This is a genomic window from Vibrio ponticus (assembly GCF_009938225.1).
In the GTDB taxonomy this organism is placed as follows: domain Bacteria; phylum Pseudomonadota; class Gammaproteobacteria; order Enterobacterales; family Vibrionaceae; genus Vibrio; species Vibrio ponticus.
In genome coordinates, this window is record NZ_AP019657.1 from 3037650 (window position 1) to 3058718 (window position 21069).

Here is a 21069-nt window from a genome sequence, read left to right on the forward strand (position 1 = left end):
CTGGAAGACTTTAGTGACACAGCGCTCGATTGTTATATCGAGCACTGTTATTTAAAGCTTTATATGCGAAAGGCTTTTTTGAATTGCGCCGCCTTGGTGTGCGATAAACTGCAGAGCTCTTTGTTTTACTTTGGTAGAATCGGACTGCCAAAATTGCTCTAAAGAATTGGCGATCTCATCTTCTGATGATGTGATAGAGACAATTTTTTCTTCAACAAGGGCTTCAGTTATCTCTTTAAAATTAAAGTAACTCGGACCAGTAATGGATGGAATACCTACAGCAGTCGGTTCCAGTAGATTGTGACCACCTACTTTTTTGCCGAGTAAACTACCGCCCATAAAGCAAATGTCAGCACTACTTAGTAGAATTAGCATCTCACCCATAGTATCCGCTAGATAGACTTGAGAAGATTGGTTAAGGCTATCTGTGACGGTTCTTCTTGCGACATTAAACCCTGCACCGATAGAGAGTTGATAAACATCATTAAAGCGTTCAGGATGTCGTGGCACGATAATTAACAGGGCCTCTTTATTTTTGTCGAGAATTCTACGGTGGCTAGATAGGATTATTTCATCTTCACCGGCATGAGTGCTAGCGGCTATCCAAACTGGACGATCACTGCCGATATGTTCACGTAGCAGTCGTCCTTGTTGCTGGATGTGTTTAGATATTTGAATATCAAACTTGATCGAGCCCGTAACTTGCAGTTTTTGGTTATCGACTCCTAGTCGAGCAAATCGTTTAGCATCGGCTTCAGATTGGCACAGGATCTGGTCTATATTTTCCTGCATTTGCTTAAATAGTCTGCCAACTTTTTCATAGTTTCGACATGATTTTTCAGAGAGTCTCGCATTCACAACGGTGATTGGAATGTGCTTTTTACCTAACTGATGCAGAGTATTTGGCCATAACTCGGTTTCTATAATCAATAGTTGGCTTGGTTTGATAGCATTAAGAAAACCGTTAATAGCCCAGGTAAAATCAATCGGCATGTATCGATGTTCAACAAGATTACCAAGTTTCTCGATTTGAGCTGCGCCAGTGCTGGTGGTTGTAGTGACAACAATATTTTGTTTTGGATTACTTTGCTTAATCGCGCGAATAAGTGGTATTGCAGCAATGCTTTCACCAACTGAAACTGCATGAATCCAAACTGGCTGAGATGAGCCGTTATATTTTGGACATATGCCGAAGTGTTCTTTCCATCGTTTGCTAAAGCTTGGTTTCCCCTCTTTTTTCTTATACAGAGAAAAGAGGAGTACAGGACTTAGTAGAATTAAAAGTAAGTTATACAGAATTCGCATTTTTTTGATCCGAAGTGCAGAGCAGTAAGAGCATAACAAGGTAAAAAGCGAGAGAGTGTGGCTGAGATAGAGGAATGTCTGTAAGTCCAGCAACAAAATACACGATAGAGCATATGAACGCTAAGAAGTGTTTTTCACTTCTGTTTTTCAAATAATTGTACGCAGGGTAACCAAGAAGCAAGATGAGAAAACTAAGCCCTACAATACCCTTCATAATTAAGTTTGTTATTATTTGGTTGTGATAATGTTTAAATTTGGATGCTTTTTCGGATATTTTTCCTTCATTAAATAGATTTTTCTTAGCCTGAATGTGCGTATTTCCTAAACCAAAAATCGTAGGTTGCTTGGATAGCTCCAGACCAGCCTTCCACATTTGAATTCTATAGCCAATGGATGTGTTTAGGTTACCATTGTAAATTTTGGTAACCTCTTGCTTTGTTTGAATATATCTTGACTGTAAACTATTAAAACTAAAAAGACCGACAATAATTGAAGTGGAAATTATAATTAACAAAATTAAGATTGTGTTTTTTTTATTATACAAAACCAAGGTGACGACTGCGAAAAGTGCAATTAGTAGAGCAAGTAAACTTCCTCGAGTTTGACTTATTAATATTGCGGATGAACCTAAAATAACAGATGTTAATGATAATAACCTGGTTTTTTTGTTATCTGAAAGGAATACATAATAAATCGCTATGGATGTTATTGCAGCTGTAAAGGTTGTATATGGAATCGCATTGATGCTCCACAAAGAACGATCTATCTTAAGGATTAGTGCATGATATGACACGAAGAGTAATGATATAATTGTTCCGATAAAGATGAGGTGCGGTAGGTAATTATTTATCTTATTTTTAATGCTGGCACTAGTGCATATTGATAACAGCAGTAAAGAAATAAAAACGCGGAGTTCTGAAGAACTCCCTCCCATATTAATCTTTGTAATAATACATGAGATTGTAGCGAAACCAATAATCCAGGTTAACGTATTTTTCTTGAAGTTATCAAGAAATGATTCATATCCATTAACATACAAGTTAGTGAAAAAACTTAGAAGACAGATAATAAAGAAATGTTTGTCAGAGTTTTCATACATAAAAAGACCTGAGAAAACCCAAATAAAGGGCAATGCCATCAGGGATTTTGTTATATAGCTATTGTTCATATTTTATTGACAACCGATGTTGCAGGTAGTTTTTTCAAACAATTCAAATGCCCCAGTGGACATTCGCGTTTAAAGCAAGGGCGGCATTCTAGGTCGATAGATACGATATCTACTTTTTCTGCCAAAGGTGGCGTGTAGCGCGGCGAGGTTGAACCATAGATACCGATAACATGGCAACCAACAGCGGCTGCTACGTGCATTAAGCCAGAGTCATTACTGATTACGGTTTCGCAAGCTGCCAGTAAGTCGATTGCCTCAATTAGCGATGTTTTCCCTGCTAACACATGAATATTGCTTTGAAGTTCAGTATTTACGAGTGCTTTGATGCCTTCGCAGGTCTCAACATCTTTTTGAGAGCCAAACAGCCAAACTTGCTTCCCTTGCTTGGCTAAGTGAGTTGCCGTTTCAGCATACTTATCCTCAGGCCACTTTTTGGCTGGTCCAAATTCAGCTCCTGGGCATAGCCCGACTGCAACTTGAGATGTACTTAAGGAGTACTTAGCAAGAGTATGTTGTTGTACTATTTTATCAATAAACAGTTTTGGTTTCGCTAACTGCTCTAAGCCGCCCAATGAAGATGAATCGCGCATTGTCTCGCTTGGGTAGGCAAGTGCTACATAGCGCTCTACCATATACTCAAATTCTGACATATTTGAGCGAATATCATTGAGCAAACCAAAGCGCATCTCACCTTTCCAACCAGTTCTTACGGGGATGTTGGCAAACCAAGGTATTAGTGCTGACTTAGCTGACTTAGGCAGTACAAAGGCGTGATCGTACTGCTCGGTACGTAATTCAATACCGATCTTTCTTCTTGCGAGTAAATTTAAATCCCCATGCCCTAACGGCATCTCGAGCGCTTTATTCACTTCTGGCATTCTCTCAAGAATAGGTTTACACCAACCTGGTGCAAGCACATCAATTTGAGACGCAGGGTATAGCTGTTTTAGCGTGATATAAAGTGATTGTGACATCACCATGTCACCGACCCATGATGGACCAATAATTAAGATTTTATTCATGGTTGTGCGTCCAGTATATTTTCTTCATTACCGATTCGTAACTACGATAGAGTTCAATATAGACCTTATGTAACAGCGATAATTTTTTCTTCTCTTTACGCTTGGTTGTATCGCTACTGATCGTTGAGTTGATGTTTGCTCTTTCGAATAGCGATGGGCTTACACTATAAGTCTTGACTCCGTGACGCCAAGGTTTTTCCATATAGTCATCTACTGGCTCAATAAAAGTTGATGCATTTTCGATAAACGCTTTTGCCGCACCAGGACTTAGAGCATAGGCGGTGGTACCACAGCTTTTTTTTGCGTATTGCCCTAGTTCATGTTGCGAATCAATTGTTTCTATGGGGGTAAACTTGCTCGGTTGAGTAGCAGAGAGCTTAATGTAACCATAACGATCCACGAGGGGGCGGATAGCTTCGATTACTTCTTTGACATTCGGTTGAATATCGACATTATCTTCTAAAATAAGGATTGGCTCTCGTAATTTAATACACTCTTGCCAAAGCATATAGTGGCTGGAAAAACAGCCTAGTTCACCCGCTCTAAGTTCATATCCTTTGCGTTTTATTGTGATTTCTGGAACAGCTCTATCTGAGTTTTTGAAATCGACTTGAGAAGCATCAACTGCATCGAAAAACTCAAAGTTTATGCCTTGCTGACTCAACTGACACAGCATTCTTGCTCTTCTTTCGCTAGAACGAGAAAGGCTAACGACAAATACCTTCATTATTTTATTTTCCAGTCACTGTTGTAGCGTTCTTTGAATAGGTTGTAGTAGTTACTGTTATCTTCTTGAGTGCGAAGCAATTGCAATATCCACATATATTGTTCTGGCTTTGGCTGAACAAAGTGCTCAATTGCTTGGTTCATTGCTCGAGCATCATCATAGTCTGACGTTTGAATATCTAACGCAGGCAGAACCTCTAGACTATAACGACCTGTTTCAGTATTAATTGAGGCAAATAGCGGGACGACTTTTGCTTTAGAGAGTTTTGCGAGTTTACTCAAACCGGGCAGTGTTGCTTTAGTCGTAGCAAAAAAGGGAACAAACTCACTCAATTCAGCACCATGATCTTGATCTGGCAAATAGTAACCGAGGTAGCCATCTTTAACCGACTTGATAAATGGTTTGATCCCGCCAGAGCGCTCGTATACACGACCACCATATTGGACTCGCTGTCTGTGCATCAACCAATCCGTAACCGGGTTTTTTTGTTTTTTTGCCATTGCTGAAACAGGTAAATTCATCGATGCCAGCATCACTGCCGGAATATCGATCGCCCAAGAGTGTGGTACGAGTAATATGACCTTTTCACCAGCGTTAGTCAGTTTTGTTAGGTTCTCTTTGTTTACAAAGTCGCATTGGCTTTGTAACCATGACTTAGACTTTAAACTCAGTAGACTAAAGCGAAGTAAAAAAACGCCGGAAGTAAAAAGTGTGTCATAAACCATTTTCTCGCGTTCAGCGAAGCTTAACTCAGGGAAACATAATTCAAAGTTAACTCGTGCGCGGTGGGCTGGACCTGATTTTGCTTTAGATAGTTTATTCGCTGCTTTGGTAGCTAACCAGCGATGGAAAGATAGGGGTAAAAGTGCAATTGGTAGTGCAAACAGTACGCCTAACCAAGTTAGCCAATATTTGGGGGCTAAAAAGTGCCATGCAAACTTGGGGTTGTAGGCTTTTTCATCAAAGTCATTGCGTGGAGGTGTAGACATATATTGCTCAATAGGCGCTTCGCGCGAAAAGTTAGTCTAATTTGATACACACTAGTGTATCACGCAATGTTTGCTGTTTCAGTCAAAGATATATGAGAAAGGGAAGTTCGCAATGAGAGATAGGGTAGGATAACCCCATCTCTAAAGTGAGGAATATATGATATCTAGTCGCAGCCAAACAGATCTCGGGTATATACCTTATTAGCGACAGATTCGAGTTCTGGATACATTCGGTTGGATACGATGGTGTCACAAATATCAAAGAACTCAGACTCATCTTTGATTACACGAGAATGGAAGAATTCTGAGTCTTGTAACACGGGTTCATAGACAACCACTTCCACCCCTTTGGCTTTAAGGCGCTTCATAATTCCTTGAATTGATGACGCGCGGAAATTGTCTGAACCCGCTTTCATCACTAAGCGATAGATACCTACGACTTGCGGGTTTCGTTTGAGCACACAGTCAGCAATAAAGTCTTTTCGAGTTCGGTTCGCGTCAACAATTGCACCAATGATGTTATTTGGAACCTTTTGATAGTTCGCCAGTAACTGTTTGGTATCTTTTGGCAAACAGTAACCGCCGTAACCGAAAGAAGGGTTGTTATAGTGGTTCCCGATACGAGGATCGAGTCCAACACCTTCAATAATTTGGCGAGCATCGAGGTTATGAGCTTCAGCGTATGAGTCCAATTCGTTGAAGTATGCTACTCGCATCGCTAGATAAGTATTTGAAAATAGCTTAACCGCTTCGGCTTCCGTAGAATTAGTGAATAACACCGGGATGTCTTGCTTTTCGGCCCCTTCGACTAATAGCTGAGCAAAGATCTCTGCGCGTTGGCTCTGTTCGCCTACGATAATTCGCGATGGATATAGATTGTCATACAACGCTTTACCTTCGCGCAAGAATTCAGGAGAGAAAATAATGTTGTCACAGCTCAGCTCCTGTTTAATTCTTTCCGTGTAACCCACTGGTACGGTTGATTTTATTACCATGGTTGCAGATGGGTTTAGCTGCATAACATCATTGATAACCGCTTCAACTGATGAGGTGTTGAAGTAGTTAGTTTGAGGATCGTAGTCTGTTGGGGTTGCAATGACTACGTAATCCGCATTTTCATATGCCACTTGTTTGTCAGTGGTGGCTGTAAAGTCAAGTTCTTTGTTTGTAAGAAAGCTCTCGATCTCACTGTCAACAATAGGAGAGCGCTTGTTATTTAGCATCTCAACCTTTTCCGCAATAATATCAAGTGCAACCACCTGATTATTTTGAGCTAGCAACATGGCATTTGATAGCCCAACATAACCAGTACCTGCAATGGCAATTTTCACCACAATATCCTCAAAAAATTACATTTAAATGGCAGTTATTTATTGATAATAGCCATGTACTCGGCAACGCCTTGGGCAACAGTTTTAAAACTATGATTGCATCCAGCTTGTCGTAACTTAGTTAAATCAGCTTGAGTGTACTCTTGGTAAGCCCCTTTCAAATGTTCAGGGAAAGGAATAGTTTCAACTTCACCTTTGCCATGATAGTTGATAACGGCTTTTGCAACTTCATTAAATGACTCTGCTTGCCCTGTGCCAAGATTGAAAATACCAGAGATACCGTGCTCTAGGAACCATAGGTTGACTGCTGATACATCACCAACGTAGACGAAATCACGCTTGAAATGTTCACTGCCTGCAAAAAGTCTCGGATTTTCGCCAGCATTCATCTGATTATTTAGGTGGAAGGCAACCGATGCCATTGAACCTTTGTGTTGTTCACGCGGACCATAAACGTTGAAGTAGCGGAAACCGGTAATTTGTGAAAGTTCTTCGCCATGCTCTTGAGCATCTTGCCAAATACGTCGAACGTAGTTGTCGAACTGCTGCTTTGAGTAACCGTAAACATTCAATGCACCTTCATATTGTTTTTCTTCAATAAAGGTATCGGTTTCACCATAGGTTGCTGCAGATGAAGCATAAAGGAAGGGAATCTCACGCTCTAAGCAGTAATGAAGAAGTTCTTTTGAATATTCGTAGTTGTTGAGCATGATGTATTTGCCATCCCACTCGGTAGTCGCAGAGCAAGCGCCCTCATGGAAAATCGCTTCAATTGGCCCAAAGTTTTCCCCAGCCATGACTTGCATTAGAAAATCATCGCGATCCATATAGTCGGCGATGTCAAGATCGACAAGGTTTTGAAATTTCTTACCATTTTTTAAGTTATCAACGACTAAGATGTCATTGATGCCTTTCTCGTTGAGTGCTTTGATGATGTTGCTGCCAATCATGCCAGCGCCGCCGGTTACGATGATCATATAGGTTCCTAAAGTATGCGGATGTAACTAACTTGAGTATATCATTCAAACTTCCTTGCACAAATTGCTATGGTTATGGTTGAAATCTAGCTCTGGGTAGAAGTGGCAATGAATTGGTCGCTTCTCTAAGGTCTTTTTAGTAAACTAAAACGTCTTGAATATTTCAAATAGGCCATTAGTTTCGAGATTTTCAATGCTATGGTTTATTGCATTTACTGTAAGGGCTATCCATGAAAATTATGGTTACTGGTGGGGCTGGTTTTATAGGCTCAGCATTAGTTAGGTATGTTATCAATAACACTGATGATGAAGTTGTAAATATCGACAAATTGACATATGCCGGTAACTTAGAGTCTCTACATGGTATTGATAATAATAAGCGTTATACTTTCGAGAAGGTTGATATTTGTGATAGAAGTGAATTAGAAAGAATATTCACAAAGTACAAACCTGATGTGGTTATGCATTTGGCTGCAGAATCGCATGTCGATCGCTCGATAGATGGCCCCGCAGCGTTTATAGAAACAAACATCGTCGGTACCTATAATATATTGGAAGCGTCGCGATTATATTGGCTTTCATTGAGTGAGAACAAGAAGCAATCATTTCTTTTTCATCATATTTCAACGGATGAAGTCTACGGCGATTTAGAGGATACAGATGAACTGTTTACAGAGTCCACATCATACGCTCCGTCGTCCCCTTATTCTGCGTCGAAAGCTTCAAGTGATCACCTGGTTAGGGCATGGAATCGTACCTATGGTTTACCTACCATAATTACTAATTGTTCTAACAACTATGGACCATACCATTTTCCTGAAAAGTTAATTCCATTGATGATTCTGAATGCTCTAGAAGGTAAACATTTGCCAGTTTATGGGAGTGGAAATCAAATCCGTGACTGGTTATATGTTGAAGATCACGCGAGAGCTCTTTACAAGGTTGTTAGTAAAGGGTGTATTGGCGAAACCTACAACATAGGTGGACATAACGAAAAGTCAAATATAGAGGTAGTGAAAACAGTTTGTTCTCTACTAGAGGAACTTGTCCCTAAGAAACCCGAGGGTATTGCAAACTATACGGATTTGATTATCCATGTAGAAGATCGACCTGGGCATGATGTTCGTTACGCTATCGACGCGTCTAAAATTGAACGAGAGTTGGGATGGAAGCCTGAGGAGACTTTTGAATCAGGTATCCGTAAAACAGTTCAATGGTATTTAAATAATCAGGAATGGTGGTGTCGAGTTCGAAATGGTTCTTATGCAGGAGAGCGTTTAGGTATCTGTAATGAGGATAATATCAAATGAAGGGAATAGTTCTTGCTGGGGGGTCTGGAACCCGATTGTATCCTATAACGAAGGGTGTTTCTAAGCAGTTATTACCTGTTTACGATAAGCCAATGATTTATTACCCTCTTTCCGTTTTAATGTTGGCGGGTATTCGGGATATTTTAATCATTACAACTCCAGAAGATCAGGTTCATTTTATTCGATTATTAGGGGACGGATCGGATTTTGGCATTAGATTGAGCTACGAAATTCAAGCGAATCCAGATGGACTAGCTCAAGCATTCATCATTGGAGAAGACTTTATAGGAGATGAGGATGTATGTTTAGTCCTAGGAGATAATGTCTTTTACGGTCAGGGATTTACTCCAATTTTAATCAGAGCTTCAGAGAGACAAAGTGGTGCAACAGTGTTTGGATATCAGGTTAAAGATCCTGAGCGCTTTGGGGTTGTTGAGTTTGATAACCAAATGAAAGCAATTTCGATAGAGGAAAAACCGGCTAAGCCGAAGTCGAATTATGCTGTGACAGGGTTGTATTTTTATGACAATCGAGTAGTTGAATTCGCCAAAAAAGTAAAACCATCAAAAAGAGGTGAATTGGAAATTACGACTTTAAATGAAATGTACTTAATGGATGGTTCATTGAGCGTGGAGTTACTAGGTAGAGGTTTTGCTTGGCTTGATACAGGCACTCATTCCAGTCTTCATGAAGCTTCATCATTCGTACAGACGATAGAGCATGTACAAGGGCTTAAAGTGGCTTGCCTAGAGGAAATTGCATGGAGGCAGGGATGGTTAAGTGATTCTGAACTTTATAATGCCGGGGTGCAGTTGCAAAAAAATGATTATGGGCAATATCTTTTAGCTTTGTTGGATTCATAAATGAATAAGCTTATTCACTTGATAGATTTTCCTAATTTCACAGACGAAAGAGGTACGTTAGTTGCCTTAGAAAGTTGTAAGACGATACCGTTTGATATTAAGCGTGTATATTACTTATTTGACCTAAAAAATGGTATATCAAGAGGGTTTCATGCTCATAAAGAAACTCGTCAAGTAGCCATATGTCTAAATGGATCATGTAATATTTTAATGGATGATGGTCAGTCAAGAAAAACAGTAAAATTGGACTCGCCAAATAAAGGTTTATTAATTGATGTTTTTCAATGGCATGAAATGCATGATTTTACGGATGATTGTATTTTAGTAGTGCTAGCAAGCCATCTTTATTTAGAAAGTGATTATATTCGAAATTATGATGAGTTTTTAGAGGTGGTCTCGAAATGAAAAACATATGCATAGCTGGAGATGGCTGGGGTGCTATTTCTGCTTATAAAGCAATGAAGAGTGAAAGAATTAATTTGTTTTTATTGACCCGAGATGAAGAGTTAAAAAAGCTGGTTGATAATAATGAAATGCTAGTCGATAGTTTTAACGCTAAAAACTTCGATCTGATAATTTGCTCTGGTTACAAGCCTATTATTAATAATCGAGACTTGGCTGAAAACAAATTTGTCAATATCCATTACTCCCTCCTGCCAAAGTATCGAGGAATGCACTCTGTTGTATGGGCGATTATTAATGGTGAAAAAAAGTTGGGTTATACTATACATGAAGTAAATGAAAATATTGATGATGGTGATATTGTATATCAGCATTGTATTGATTATGACTGTCAAACAGCTACAGAGGTGGTTGAAACATTTAATGATCATGTTGAAAATAATCTAGCCAATATAATTATTAAATATCTCAATGGGAACATATCTCCAATTCCTCAAAACAAAAGTGAAGCATCTTGGGTTTGCAAACGAAATTTAAGTGATTGTAAAGTTGGTTTTGACTGGAGTGTGGAGCGCATTAGTAGGTTTTTGAAGGCATTGTCACCACCATATCCAAGAGCCTATATTGAATATGAAGAGAAAAAACTATTTATTGTTGAAGCAAAACTAGTGAAAAGTGAAAACTTAATGACTACAGGGCGAATAGTAAACATAGATAGCGATGGAATTTGGATTAAAGTTTTAGATGGATACTTAGTAGTATCTAAATTTCATAATGATGAAGTAAACTTTAACATTGAGACATTTAAGATAGGTACTCGATTATGATTAAAGTAGTTAGGTATTCTAAGGATATAGAACAGCAGTGGAATAATTTTGTCAATAGTGGCAAAAAAAAACACTTTATGTTTAATCGTAACTATATGGATTACCATGAGGATAGATTTTTAGACCACTCTCTTGTTTTTTTTAACAATAAAAATAGAATAATAGCGCTACTACCGGCTAATGAAAGAGATTTTGTTCTGTATAGCCATCAAGGTTTAAGTTTTGGTGGGTTAATTGTTGATGATAATGCAACATGTGAGTTAGTAATAAATATATTTGATTGCATTGTTGATTACCTTGCTAAAAATAAAATATCTAGTTTGATATATAAATGTATACCAAGAATATACGAAACAAAACCAAGTGATGAGGAGTTGTATGCTCTCTTTTTACATGATGCACAATTAATAAGAAGAGACAGTTCAGTTGCAATTAATATGCGAGATAGAATCCCTTATCAAAAGCGTCGAGTTAGAACTATTAATAAAGCAAGAAAGCTAAATGTAATAGTAGAAGAAGTTGAGCAATTGAATCGTTATTGGTCAATGCTCACGAACGTACTTGAAAAAAATCACAATGCAACACCAGTACACAGTATTGATGAAATAGAAGGGCTTAAACAAAAATTTCCTGAAAACATTCGATGTTTTGTCGCGAAGTATGATGGTGAAATTGTTGCAGGTACGTTAATCTACATTTCGGATGAAGTCGCTCACTGTCAGTATCTTGCATCTAACTCAGTGGGTCGAGATATAGGGGCGCTAGATTTAGTTTTAGATGAACTAATTAATAAGACATTTGTCGATATGCGGTATTTTGATTTCGGAATATCAAATGAAGAACAAGGTCGATTTTTAAATACTGGATTAATTGCACAAAAAGAAGGCTTTGGTGCTAGAACGATTGTCCACGATTTTTATGAGTTAAAAATATGAAAATTCCATTTTTAGATTTAAAAAGTATTAACGCTCAGTATCACAAAGAATTGAAGTTAGCGTGCTCTAGAGTTATTGATTCTGGTTGGTATATTATGGGGGAAGAGTTATCTAAATTTGAACAAGAGTTTTCATCTTATTGCGGAAGTAGATATTGCATAGGTGTTGCAAATGGACTAGACGCACTAACTCTAACTCTTCGAGCTTGGAAGGAAATGGGGAAAATTAAGCAAGGAGATGAAGTTATAGTTCCAGCAAATACTTATATTGCTAGTATTCTCGCGATCACTGAAAATGAACTTGTGCCCATTTTAGTGGAACCTGATCCTAAAACTTATAACTTAACTAAAGACTCAATTGAAAAAGCCATAACGAGTCGAACTAGAGTTATTTTGCCTGTGCATCTCTATGGGCTGATATCTCCAATGCCAGAAATTATGAGACTAGCGGAAGAAAGATCCTTTCTGGTATTGGAAGATTGTGCTCAGTCTCATGGTGCAGAAATAGAAAGTGTAAAATGTGGTAATTGGGGACATGCTTCGGGTTTTAGTTTCTATCCAGGAAAAAACTTAGGCGCGTTGGGCGACGCTGGCGCGATAACTACGAACGATGAAGAGTTAGCGGGAGTTCTTCTAGCATTGCGAAACTATGGTTCTCACCGGAAGTATGAAAATTTATACAAGGGCGTTAATAGCCGACTTGATGAAATACAAGCAGCTATGCTTCGAGTCAAGCTTAAATATCTTGACTATGAAACAAACAGACGAAGAGAAATTGCGGATAACTATCTAACTAAAATAGTAAATAAACGTATAACATTGCCCGTATATTTACAACCAATGAGTCATGTCTGGCATCTTTTTGTTATACAAACGGAGAGTCGAACAGAGTTGATAAATTATCTGAATGCTAATGGAGTTCAAACATTAGTGCACTACCCGATACCTCCACATAAACAGCAAGCATATTCAGAGCTAAATTCTGTTAAGTTACCGATTACAGAATGTATACATGAAAAAATATTATCATTACCAATCGATCCGACAATGAATGAATCGGATGTAATGAGTATAATTGATATTGTAAATGGATTCGAAGGTTGATGGCTAAGATTAGAATATTGATATTGGCAATTACAAAAAAAATTAGAGTTTTAATGTATAAGTTCATGTCAGAAAGACAGTATGAATTTATTGCAAACCAACCAGTTCTGATAAAAGGGAAAGGTAATTTCTGTTTTTCCAATAACATTCAATTTGGAGTGGAAAGTTCTCCATTCTTTTTTTCAGGTTATGGTTATATCGAGTCAAGAAATGCAAATAGTCTGATAAGAATAGGAGATAGTACTTTTATTAATAATAATTGTTCTATTGTTGCTGAGGGCGGTAGCATTTCTATTGGTAGTAACTGTCTTATAGGGTTGAACTTCCAAGTTTCAAATTCGGATTTTCATGATATTAGTCCATCTGGTCGACTAACTGGTGGGAATACAAAAAGAGCAGATGTACACATAGAAGATAATGTGTTTATTGGTAATAATGTAACTGTCTTAAAAGGAGTTAGAATTGGTAAAAATACATCTATAGGAAGTGGTAGTATTGTCGTTAAGTCAATTCCAAGCAATGTAGTAGCTGCCGGGGTTCCAGCAACAGTGATCAGAACGTTATGAACTTGCTTAAAACATCGATGTTGTCAGGGGTGTCGACGTTCATAAGAATTGCCTGCGGTCTTATTATAACTAAAACCATCGCGGTGTTTTCTGGTCCAAGTGGTGTTGCGGTAATAGGGCAACTTCAAAATGTTATTAACATATCTATGTTGATATGTGGTGACTTCTTGAAAACTGCAGTTACAAAATATACGGCAGAGTATGAAGATGCGCGGCGATATAAAATATGGTCGGCAGGAGTGAAAATTGTTTTCATTTTGTGCGTTGTATTCTTTGTTGTGTTTTATTTTTTTTCAAATGAAATATCAAAGATCTTATTAGGCGAAGTTAGTTATGCTTTTGTATTCCGCGCGCTCGCTTTTTCATTGCCATTTTTTGTAATAAATTCCTTCATTTTGGCCATTCTAAATGGGATGAAGGAAATAAAGATGTATATATTCCTGAACATATCACTCAGTGTGGTTTCATTGTTTTTGGTTGTGTTCCTTAGTTATTCATATGGTCTTAATGGTGCATTGTTAGCTTATGCTACCAATCAATCTGTAGTTTGTTTTATCACCATATTTTTTGTAAGAAAACAAAAGTGGTTTAGTACTAAATATTTTCAGTATAAGCCCGAATTAGCTCAGTATAAGAGTTTGTTTGGTTTTGCGCTACTTACCTTCACCTCTATTGCAGCATCTAATAGTTCTATTTTATTTATACGAAATTATTTAATCGATAGTTTGTCACCCAACGCAGCAGGAAATTGGCAAGCAATATGGGCATTGTCTCAAGTCGTACTTTCGTTGATTACTACCTCGTTGTCTACATACTTATTACCTACATTGTCAAAGATTAATAATAAAAAAGAAATAACTAGAGAATTATATGATGCAGTTAAGATAATCATGCCGCTAACTATTTGTATGACAATGATTATGTATCTGTTAAGGGACTATATCATCCTTGTTTTATATACAAATGAGTTTGATAAATTAAGAGATTTATTTCTTTTTCAAATGATAGGGATAAATATAAAAGTTTTCGGATGGTTATTTGGCTACGTTTTAGTGGCAAAAGGAATGATAAAGTATACTGTGTCAACAGAGATTTTATTTTCATTGCTTTGGTGTTTCTTAACTGTTGTTTTTGTAGGTGAATTGGGTTTGAATGGAGTGCTCTATTCTTTTTTAATTACAGTTATAATGCACGCTATTACTATGTGTGCGTTGTTTAGATATAAGGTTAGATGAGTTTGAACGAAAAGGTTAGTATTATTATACCACTATATAATGGTAGTTCGTTTATCGCTAAAACAATTGATTCTTGTCTGAATCAGACTTATCGAAATATAGAAGTTATTCTTATTGACGACTGTTCAACAGATAAATCCAGAGAAACAATTAAGCCTTATGAAGGGCAAGTTAAAATTATATATAACGAAGTTAATTGCGGTATATCTAAAAGTGTCAATAAGGCAATGTCATTGGCGTCAGGCGAGTTTTTTATTCTCTTGGGTCATGATGACATACTTCCAAGTAGGCATGTAGAATTAATGTTGCATGAATTTGAGATTGATGTGGTTAGCGTTCATTGCAATAGTATTTATATTGATATGGATGATAAACATGGTCTGATGAAAAAAAGTGATGATATTCAATTTGAAAAAACACTTAATTGTGCATTTGAATTGTCAATAGATAACTTCATTAATAGTTGCGGAATGATTCACCGAACAAGTTTATTTAATCGGGTTGGTGGTTGGGATGAGAGTTATCGAAATTACGGTGAATGGTTGTTCTATATAAAATCATTGGAGTTTGGGAGGATAAAATATACTGATGTTTCTCGTTCACTCTACCGAAGACATGGCAATAATATCACCAACTCATTTAGTAATAAGGAAGTCATTAAGTCTCTAAATGATTATAAATTCCATTGCAGGAGGTTGGCTTATTTAAGGGTTGTTCCTTCTTTTTTTGAAAAAATTAAATACGCTAAAAGCTTGAGCGTTGAGAAAATTAAATACTTGTATTATCTATTAAAGTGATGACATATTTTGGAAAAGCATGGTAAAAAAATTCTAATTTTCTCTCGCGAATTTCCACCTTTCGTCGGTGGAGCTGGTTCTGCTGCATTTGAGTATGCGAAGTTATTGAGTAATGAAGCTAACATTCACGTCACAGTATTAACAGAATACATTGAAGGAATTGAGGGTAAATGTTCTTTCAAATTTGACATTAAAAGAATGCCATCATCTAAATTTCTACCCGGGGTTTTGCGTTTTATAAAGTTCAAAGAGTTTATTAACTACGACTTGATTATCCTCAATGATTCGTCATCAATTTTCTTTGCTGGTCTGTTTTTTTCTAAAAAATTACTTAGTAAATGTATTTGTTTTTTCCATGGGAGTGAGCCGGAAAGAATATACATGTCTCCAAATGTTTTTCGGAGAGTTATTGGGTATGAAAAGTTTTACTCACGAGCTATAAATCATTGCATAAAAAGAGTTGCGGTTAGCAAGTATATGAGAAAAAAGATGTTAACCGTCGATAAATTGTCAGGATTAGTAATTGATGTTGATTATACACCAATTGGTAATGTTGACAGTGTTAATGAAGTTGATGTCGATACTAAGTTTATTTTTAATAAGATTAAAAATAAACGCATATATATAACTGCAAGTAGGCTTGTTAGAGGGAAGGGGCATGAGCGAGTTTTAAATTCATTGATTGAACTAAAGAAGTTAGGTTGTTTAAATTGGCATTGGTTAGTTGTTGGCGATGGTGAGTATTTAAATGAATTTAGAACTCTAGTAGAAGAAAGCGAGGTTTCTAGGTTCGTAACTTTTCTCGGTAAGGTTGATAGATCATGTCTAAATGCAATTTATTCAAAATCATCTTGTATGATATTATTGTCTGAATTTAAAGAGTCATTTGGTTTGGTTTATTTAGAGGCTAACTTAGCAGGAATTCCTTCAATAGGTTTCAATAGGTATGGGGCAAAAGAGGCTATAGTTAATGGTCAGACTGGTTTTTTGGTTAATAATGAAAATGAACTGGTTAGAATCCTCTTAGAAGAAAGGTATGTTTATTTGTCAAAACATGACATGTATGGGTATGCCAAGAGTTTTGATGGAAGTCAGTTTATTAATAAAGTGCGAGAGTTAATCTATTGAAAATTGCATATATATTTACATTGTTCCCCCAGTTTTCAGAGACGTTTGCTTGTTTAGATGTAAAAGCAATGAATAAAGTGGATTCGATTGCTGATGTGTTTTCTTTAAAGCGTCCAAGCAAGAAACAGATAGAACTACTTAAAGAACGTGGTTTAGGGAGTGTTAAACTATATTATCCATCTTATACTGAAAATTTAATTTCAATTTTCGATGTAAAGTCGTTTTTTTATCTTTTATTTCTAATAATCAAACATGAGAGTGGTTTTTTTAACATAGCTAAATGTATTTTTTATATTTTGCCATCAATCTCTCTGTATAGGAATTTGAGTCGCAGTAATTACGATATTGTACATCTTTTTTGGGGGCACACTCCATCATTGTGTGGTTTACTATATAAAAAAAAGTTGCCATCAAAAAAATTGACTATGTTTTTAGGTGCATATGACCTTGTTCAATCTTTGGGAGTGACGAAATTATTATTATCCAAAGTTGATCGTGTATTCACACATAGCGTTTCGAATGTGGCGAAAATTAGAAAGCTATGTAGTGATGTGGACCCAATTGTAATCTATCGTGGTATAGACACTTCTACTTATTCGGCACTTAAGAGTATAGAAAAAGTGAGATCAAGGTGGTGCCTGTCCAGTCGATTGATAAATGAGAAAAATATAGATGATGCAATTTTATTGTTCTCAAGATGCACTAGTACCGAAGACAATGCTGAACTTTGGATTTTTGGGGATGGACCGGAGAAGAAGCGTTTAGCTTCTTTGGTTAGTTCATTGAAAATAAAAGAAAAAGTAATATTTTATGGGCATGTTAAGCAATCAACAATGTTTAATCATATGGCTTCTTGTGAGGTATTATTATTGCTATCAAATAAACCCGGTGAATGCCTTCCTAATGCTGTTAAAGAGGCAATGTATTTGGGCTGTAAGGCTGTCGTACGACGAAGTCCTGGCATTGATGAGTTAATAATTGATGAGCGATTTGGCTGTATTTTGGATGACTCTACAGTTTTAACTGCTGACGAAATAAAAAACGCTCTATCAAGTATTGATGTAGAGTTGGCTTATCAACATATATGTGACCATTTTTCACTAAAAAATAGTGCGAAAGAATATAGAATACAGTGGGGTAAATTAATTGAATAACATACTTCTGGTTAACGAAGGGTCTTCAGACAACATTGGAGACCAGGCCTTGAATAAGGGGTTGTTCCATTGTTTATCTTCTCTGGATTTAAAAGTAAAACAGATAGATTTGACTCGATGTAGATCGTCTGACTCTGTTTCAAATAATGAAAATCACTTCAAAGTAACAACAGAAAGAGTAATTAATAAAAAAGCGAATAGAAATCACTGGTTTTGGGTTTTATTATCCAGGATTAAGTGGGGGTTATCTAACATTCGTAAGGTTTTTTTATTAACGAAAGGCAATTATGATGCTTTGGTAGTTGGTGGGGGGCAATTGATTTTAGATAATCGTTATTTCCCTGTCGCTTTATTAGTTTGGAGTTTAATCGCTCGATTTCGACGAATACCAATTTACTTTGTTTCCGTAGGCGTTGGTTCTAAGTTTTCATTTGGTTCTAAGTTAATGTTTAGATGCACACTTTCTCTCTCTGAAAAAGTGCTAGTTAGGGATGAGGTAAGTAGAGATAATTTACGAAATAATTTCAATATAGAATCCACGGTAACTTTCGACAGCGCATATGCTTATCCACTCCCAACCACTAGTCTTAAGAATAAAAGAAGGCTAATTGTTGGAGTGACTAATTATGAAATATATAAACGATATTTTAGTGAATTAGAATTTTCTGAGCGAAGATTAAATGAAACAGAGTATATCGATAAGTGGGTAAATTCTATTTTATCTCTTAATGTTAGCACGGTAGTGTTTTGTTCAACTTCGTCTGAGGATATTGATATATCCCATAAGGTTTATATTCGTCTGTTAGAAAAAAAAGAAGGAATGGAAATAAGGTTTATCGATAGAGTTCCGCCACTCGAAGAGTATGTGTCTTTGGTGTTGGATAGTGGTTCTGTTTTTTCAGGACGTATGCATGCACTGATTCTTAGTGAATTATGTGGAAACTATATAAAACCTTGGGTATTATCTCAAAAAATAGACACATATAATAAATTTATTCTTCCTACATCCGTAGAGAAGAAGAGAAAGCATATCTACGATGAAGTGAAAAGCTTATTTGCTTAATGCGACTTTTTGAGAGCATTAAGCAAGTGGTCATGGTTTAAGAATATTGCTAGTATTTTAGTACTATATCTTAAACATAATAAATGAAATGGGTCTTATTCAATGCCATTAGTCTCTATTATAACTCCGTGCTACAACCCCGATGCTAAGCTTTTGGAAACCATAGTTAGTGTTCAAAATCAAACTTTTAAAGACTATGAGCATATCATTGTTGATGATGCATCTTCTATTGAACATTCTTCTGATATTACAAGAATGATAGAAGACGACCCAAAAATCAGATTTATACAGAGATCTTGGAATGCTGGTCCAGCAGTAACAAGAAACAGAGCAATTAGCGAGGCTCGAGGTCGATTTATTGCATTTTTGGATGCAGACGATGTTTGGCATCCAGAAAAACTTGAGATTCAAGTTCGTTTCATGCTCGAAAATAAGGTTTACCTTTCTTATACTTCTTATGAAGTGGTTGATACTATGGGTAAAGTATTAGGACAGCGTGTTCCTCCTGAGTCACTCACTTATCACGATATTTTAAAGTCGAATCAAATAGGGTGCTTGACTGCTATTTATGATAGTGAAGCATTGGGCAAAGTATATATGCCTAACGTAGCGAAACGACAAGATATGGGATTGTGGTTAGATATACTGAAAAAAATTGATAGAGCTTATGGTTTACTTGAGAAGCCTCTTGCTCGGTATAGGCTAGGGCGTAATACTGTTTCTTCAAATAAACTTTCGGTGCTTAAGTATCAATGGCGGATTTATCGTGAAGTTGAGAAATTACCATTGTTAAAGTCACTCAATTATTTCAGGCACTATGCGTATAGAGGTGTCACTAGAAAAATTTAGCCAGTCGAAAAAAAAACAGCCTAATAGGCTGTTTTTTTATATTGTATTGTGTTGATACATTTACTTTGCACCAAACCCTGTCAACATTGTCTTTATCGTTTTTAGTACAATATTCATATCTAGCCAGAAGGAGATATGTTTAATATAGTATAAATCGTGAGCTAACTTTTCTCTAGTCGAGTCAGTACAGTCGGCATAACCCTGAACGGTTTGTGCCCACCCTGTAATGCCAGGTTTAACCATGTGTCGATATCCGTAAAATGGTATTTCCTGTTCAAACATTTTCACAAAGCTTTCCTGTTCAGGACGAGGTCCGATTAGAGACATATCACCTTTTAATACATTAAAGAATTGTGGAAGTTCATCTATTCTAACTTTGCGTATAAACCTACCGATACGAGTAACACGCGCCTGCTCTTCAGTTGCGAATTTGTCTTTAGCTCCTTCCATCTTATTCGTCATACTACGAAACTTATAGATCGTAAAAGGCTTCCCTCCTTGACCTATGCGCTCTTGAGTGAAAAATATTTTACCTGGGCTTTCAAGCTTAATTACGATCGCAGTAACTATCATTATCGGTAGTGTGAGTGGGAAAGTTGTAATAATTAATAATGATTCCCAAAAACGCTTTAATGCTTGATATATTGGATTAGGAGTCAATGTTCCAATCGCATTTTCTGAAAGGTGCTGGGTTTGAACTTTCCCCTCGACCATTTCTCGAATGCTTTCTGAATGGAATACGGGAATATTATTTATGCTGCAATCAGCAATAAATTTTTCTTGCTCGGCAGTTAAATTACCATGCAGATCAACCACTAATCCACCATGCACGCTTTGTAAAGTAAGGTGTTCAAGTGTATTTATTTCTAAGCGAGCATGTTTCATCAGAAAAGCTTGATATTCAAAATTATTGATCGCGCTAAGTTTGATTTTATAATGCTCACCTCTAAGTGACGCGCTAAGATACATCCAAAGCAGATGAAAGCTAAAACCGTAAATCAACACTTCTCTAGAGTAATCTATGCGTAGTAGAAGGATTATGGCCATTGCCGTTGCGTAGATAGAAGCTAATACAGGCAGAATGTAAAATTTCCTATCAACTAATAGATAATTAGTTATCTTTGGGATAGTTAAAGACGTACAGATATAGGCAGCACTAATTATCCATAAACTATTTACGGCAGTAATCGGTAAGTTGCTTCTCCAACCAGTAATTAGATGTATAAGAATTACAGTGCCAATGACCCCGAGTCCATGACATACGACCGAATTTTGGATTAATCGCTTCACTTTGAATATCCGAATATATTTGTTCTAT

General features: G+C 36.8%; 21 protein-coding genes. 13 read left to right on the forward strand and 8 right to left on the reverse strand.

All coding sequences use genetic code 11. The features are described 5' to 3' along the window. Window positions 1–51 precede the first annotated feature (51 nt). From waaA to rfaD, 7 genes are all read right to left on the reverse strand, one after another. Entirely contained in the window at window positions 52–1305 is a 1254-nt protein-coding gene (waaA, locus tag GZN30_RS13720; RefSeq protein ID WP_075652139.1) for a lipid IV(A) 3-deoxy-D-manno-octulosonic acid transferase, read from the reverse strand. Continuing rightward, entirely contained in the window at window positions 1289–2473 is a 1185-nt protein-coding gene (locus GZN30_RS13725) for an O-antigen ligase family protein (protein WP_075652140.1), read from the reverse strand. The genes waaA and GZN30_RS13725 overlap by 17 nt, the downstream gene beginning before the upstream one ends. Continuing rightward, a complete protein-coding gene (gene waaF / locus GZN30_RS13730; protein ID WP_075652141.1) occupies window positions 2470–3495 on the reverse strand; it encodes a lipopolysaccharide heptosyltransferase II in 1026 nt (341 codons plus the stop codon). The genes GZN30_RS13725 and waaF overlap by 4 nt, the downstream gene beginning before the upstream one ends. Further along, window positions 3488–4222 (reverse strand): glycosyltransferase family 25 protein, encoded by a 735-nt coding sequence (locus GZN30_RS13735; RefSeq protein ID WP_075652142.1) that lies wholly within the window; start codon window positions 4220–4222, stop codon window positions 3488–3490. Before GZN30_RS13735 ends, waaF begins: the two co-directional genes overlap by 8 nt. After that, window positions 4222–5211, reverse strand: coding sequence for a lauroyl-Kdo(2)-lipid IV(A) myristoyltransferase (gene lpxM, locus GZN30_RS13740; protein ID WP_075652143.1), 990 nt, complete (start codon window positions 5209–5211; stop codon window positions 4222–4224). The genes GZN30_RS13735 and lpxM overlap by 1 nt, the downstream gene beginning before the upstream one ends. 164 nt (window positions 5212–5375) lie before the next feature. Beyond that, window positions 5376–6542 (reverse strand): nucleotide sugar dehydrogenase, encoded by a 1167-nt coding sequence (locus GZN30_RS13745; protein WP_075652144.1) that lies wholly within the window; start codon window positions 6540–6542, stop codon window positions 5376–5378. Window positions 6543–6577: 35 nt separating this feature from the next. After that, window positions 6578–7519 (reverse strand): ADP-glyceromanno-heptose 6-epimerase, encoded by a 942-nt coding sequence (gene rfaD / locus GZN30_RS13750; RefSeq protein WP_075652145.1) that lies wholly within the window; start codon window positions 7517–7519, stop codon window positions 6578–6580. Window positions 7520–7749: 230 nt separating this feature from the next. Between rfaD and rfbB the strand changes: the two genes are divergently transcribed. From rfbB to GZN30_RS13815, 13 genes are all read left to right on the forward strand, one after another. Beyond that, entirely contained in the window at window positions 7750–8829 is a 1080-nt protein-coding gene (gene rfbB, locus GZN30_RS13755; RefSeq protein ID WP_075652146.1) for a dTDP-glucose 4,6-dehydratase, read from the forward strand. Beyond that, window positions 8826–9692, forward strand: a complete 867-nt coding sequence (gene rfbA / locus GZN30_RS13760) for a glucose-1-phosphate thymidylyltransferase RfbA (protein ID WP_075652147.1) — start codon at window positions 8826–8828, stop codon at window positions 9690–9692. Before rfbB ends, rfbA begins: the two co-directional genes overlap by 4 nt. Then, a complete protein-coding gene (locus GZN30_RS13765; RefSeq protein WP_075652148.1) occupies window positions 9693–10097 on the forward strand; it encodes a sugar 3,4-ketoisomerase in 405 nt (134 codons plus the stop codon). Then, the gene (locus tag GZN30_RS13770; protein WP_161987052.1) at window positions 10094–10921 is read left to right on the forward strand and encodes a methionyl-tRNA formyltransferase; all 828 of its coding nucleotides are present in this window, start codon (window positions 10094–10096) and stop codon (window positions 10919–10921) included. Before GZN30_RS13765 ends, GZN30_RS13770 begins: the two co-directional genes overlap by 4 nt. Beyond that, a complete protein-coding gene (locus GZN30_RS13775) occupies window positions 10918–11856 on the forward strand; it encodes a GNAT family N-acetyltransferase (RefSeq protein ID WP_075650033.1) in 939 nt (312 codons plus the stop codon). Before GZN30_RS13770 ends, GZN30_RS13775 begins: the two co-directional genes overlap by 4 nt. After that, window positions 11853–12959, forward strand: coding sequence for a DegT/DnrJ/EryC1/StrS family aminotransferase (locus GZN30_RS13780; protein ID WP_075650034.1), 1107 nt, complete (start codon window positions 11853–11855; stop codon window positions 12957–12959). The genes GZN30_RS13775 and GZN30_RS13780 overlap by 4 nt, the downstream gene beginning before the upstream one ends. Next, the gene (locus tag GZN30_RS13785; RefSeq protein WP_075650035.1) at window positions 12959–13525 is read left to right on the forward strand and encodes an LbetaH domain-containing protein; all 567 of its coding nucleotides are present in this window, start codon (window positions 12959–12961) and stop codon (window positions 13523–13525) included. Before GZN30_RS13780 ends, GZN30_RS13785 begins: the two co-directional genes overlap by 1 nt. Continuing rightward, window positions 13522–14760, forward strand: coding sequence for an O-antigen translocase (locus tag GZN30_RS13790; protein ID WP_075650036.1), 1239 nt, complete (start codon window positions 13522–13524; stop codon window positions 14758–14760). The genes GZN30_RS13785 and GZN30_RS13790 overlap by 4 nt, the downstream gene beginning before the upstream one ends. 2 nt (window positions 14761–14762) lie before the next feature. Then, complete coding sequence (locus GZN30_RS13795) at window positions 14763–15557, forward strand: glycosyltransferase (protein ID WP_161987053.1); 795 nt, start codon at window positions 14763–14765, stop codon at window positions 15555–15557. A 9-nt stretch (window positions 15558–15566) separates the two neighbouring features. After that, window positions 15567–16685, forward strand: a complete 1119-nt coding sequence (locus tag GZN30_RS13800; protein ID WP_075650038.1) for a glycosyltransferase family 4 protein — start codon at window positions 15567–15569, stop codon at window positions 16683–16685. Further along, window positions 16682–17839, forward strand: coding sequence for a glycosyltransferase family 4 protein (locus tag GZN30_RS13805; protein ID WP_075650039.1), 1158 nt, complete (start codon window positions 16682–16684; stop codon window positions 17837–17839). The genes GZN30_RS13800 and GZN30_RS13805 overlap by 4 nt, the downstream gene beginning before the upstream one ends. Beyond that, entirely contained in the window at window positions 17832–18902 is a 1071-nt protein-coding gene (locus tag GZN30_RS13810; RefSeq protein ID WP_075650040.1) for a polysaccharide pyruvyl transferase family protein, read from the forward strand. Before GZN30_RS13805 ends, GZN30_RS13810 begins: the two co-directional genes overlap by 8 nt. 102 nt (window positions 18903–19004) lie before the next feature. Beyond that, window positions 19005–19751 (forward strand): glycosyltransferase family 2 protein, encoded by a 747-nt coding sequence (locus GZN30_RS13815; RefSeq protein WP_075650041.1) that lies wholly within the window; start codon window positions 19005–19007, stop codon window positions 19749–19751. Between the two features lie 60 nt (window positions 19752–19811). On the opposite strand, the gene GZN30_RS13820 is transcribed toward GZN30_RS13815, so the two are convergent. Beyond that, window positions 19812–21041 (reverse strand): sugar transferase, encoded by a 1230-nt coding sequence (locus tag GZN30_RS13820; RefSeq protein ID WP_075650042.1) that lies wholly within the window; start codon window positions 21039–21041, stop codon window positions 19812–19814. Between the last annotated feature and the right edge of the window lie 28 nt (window positions 21042–21069).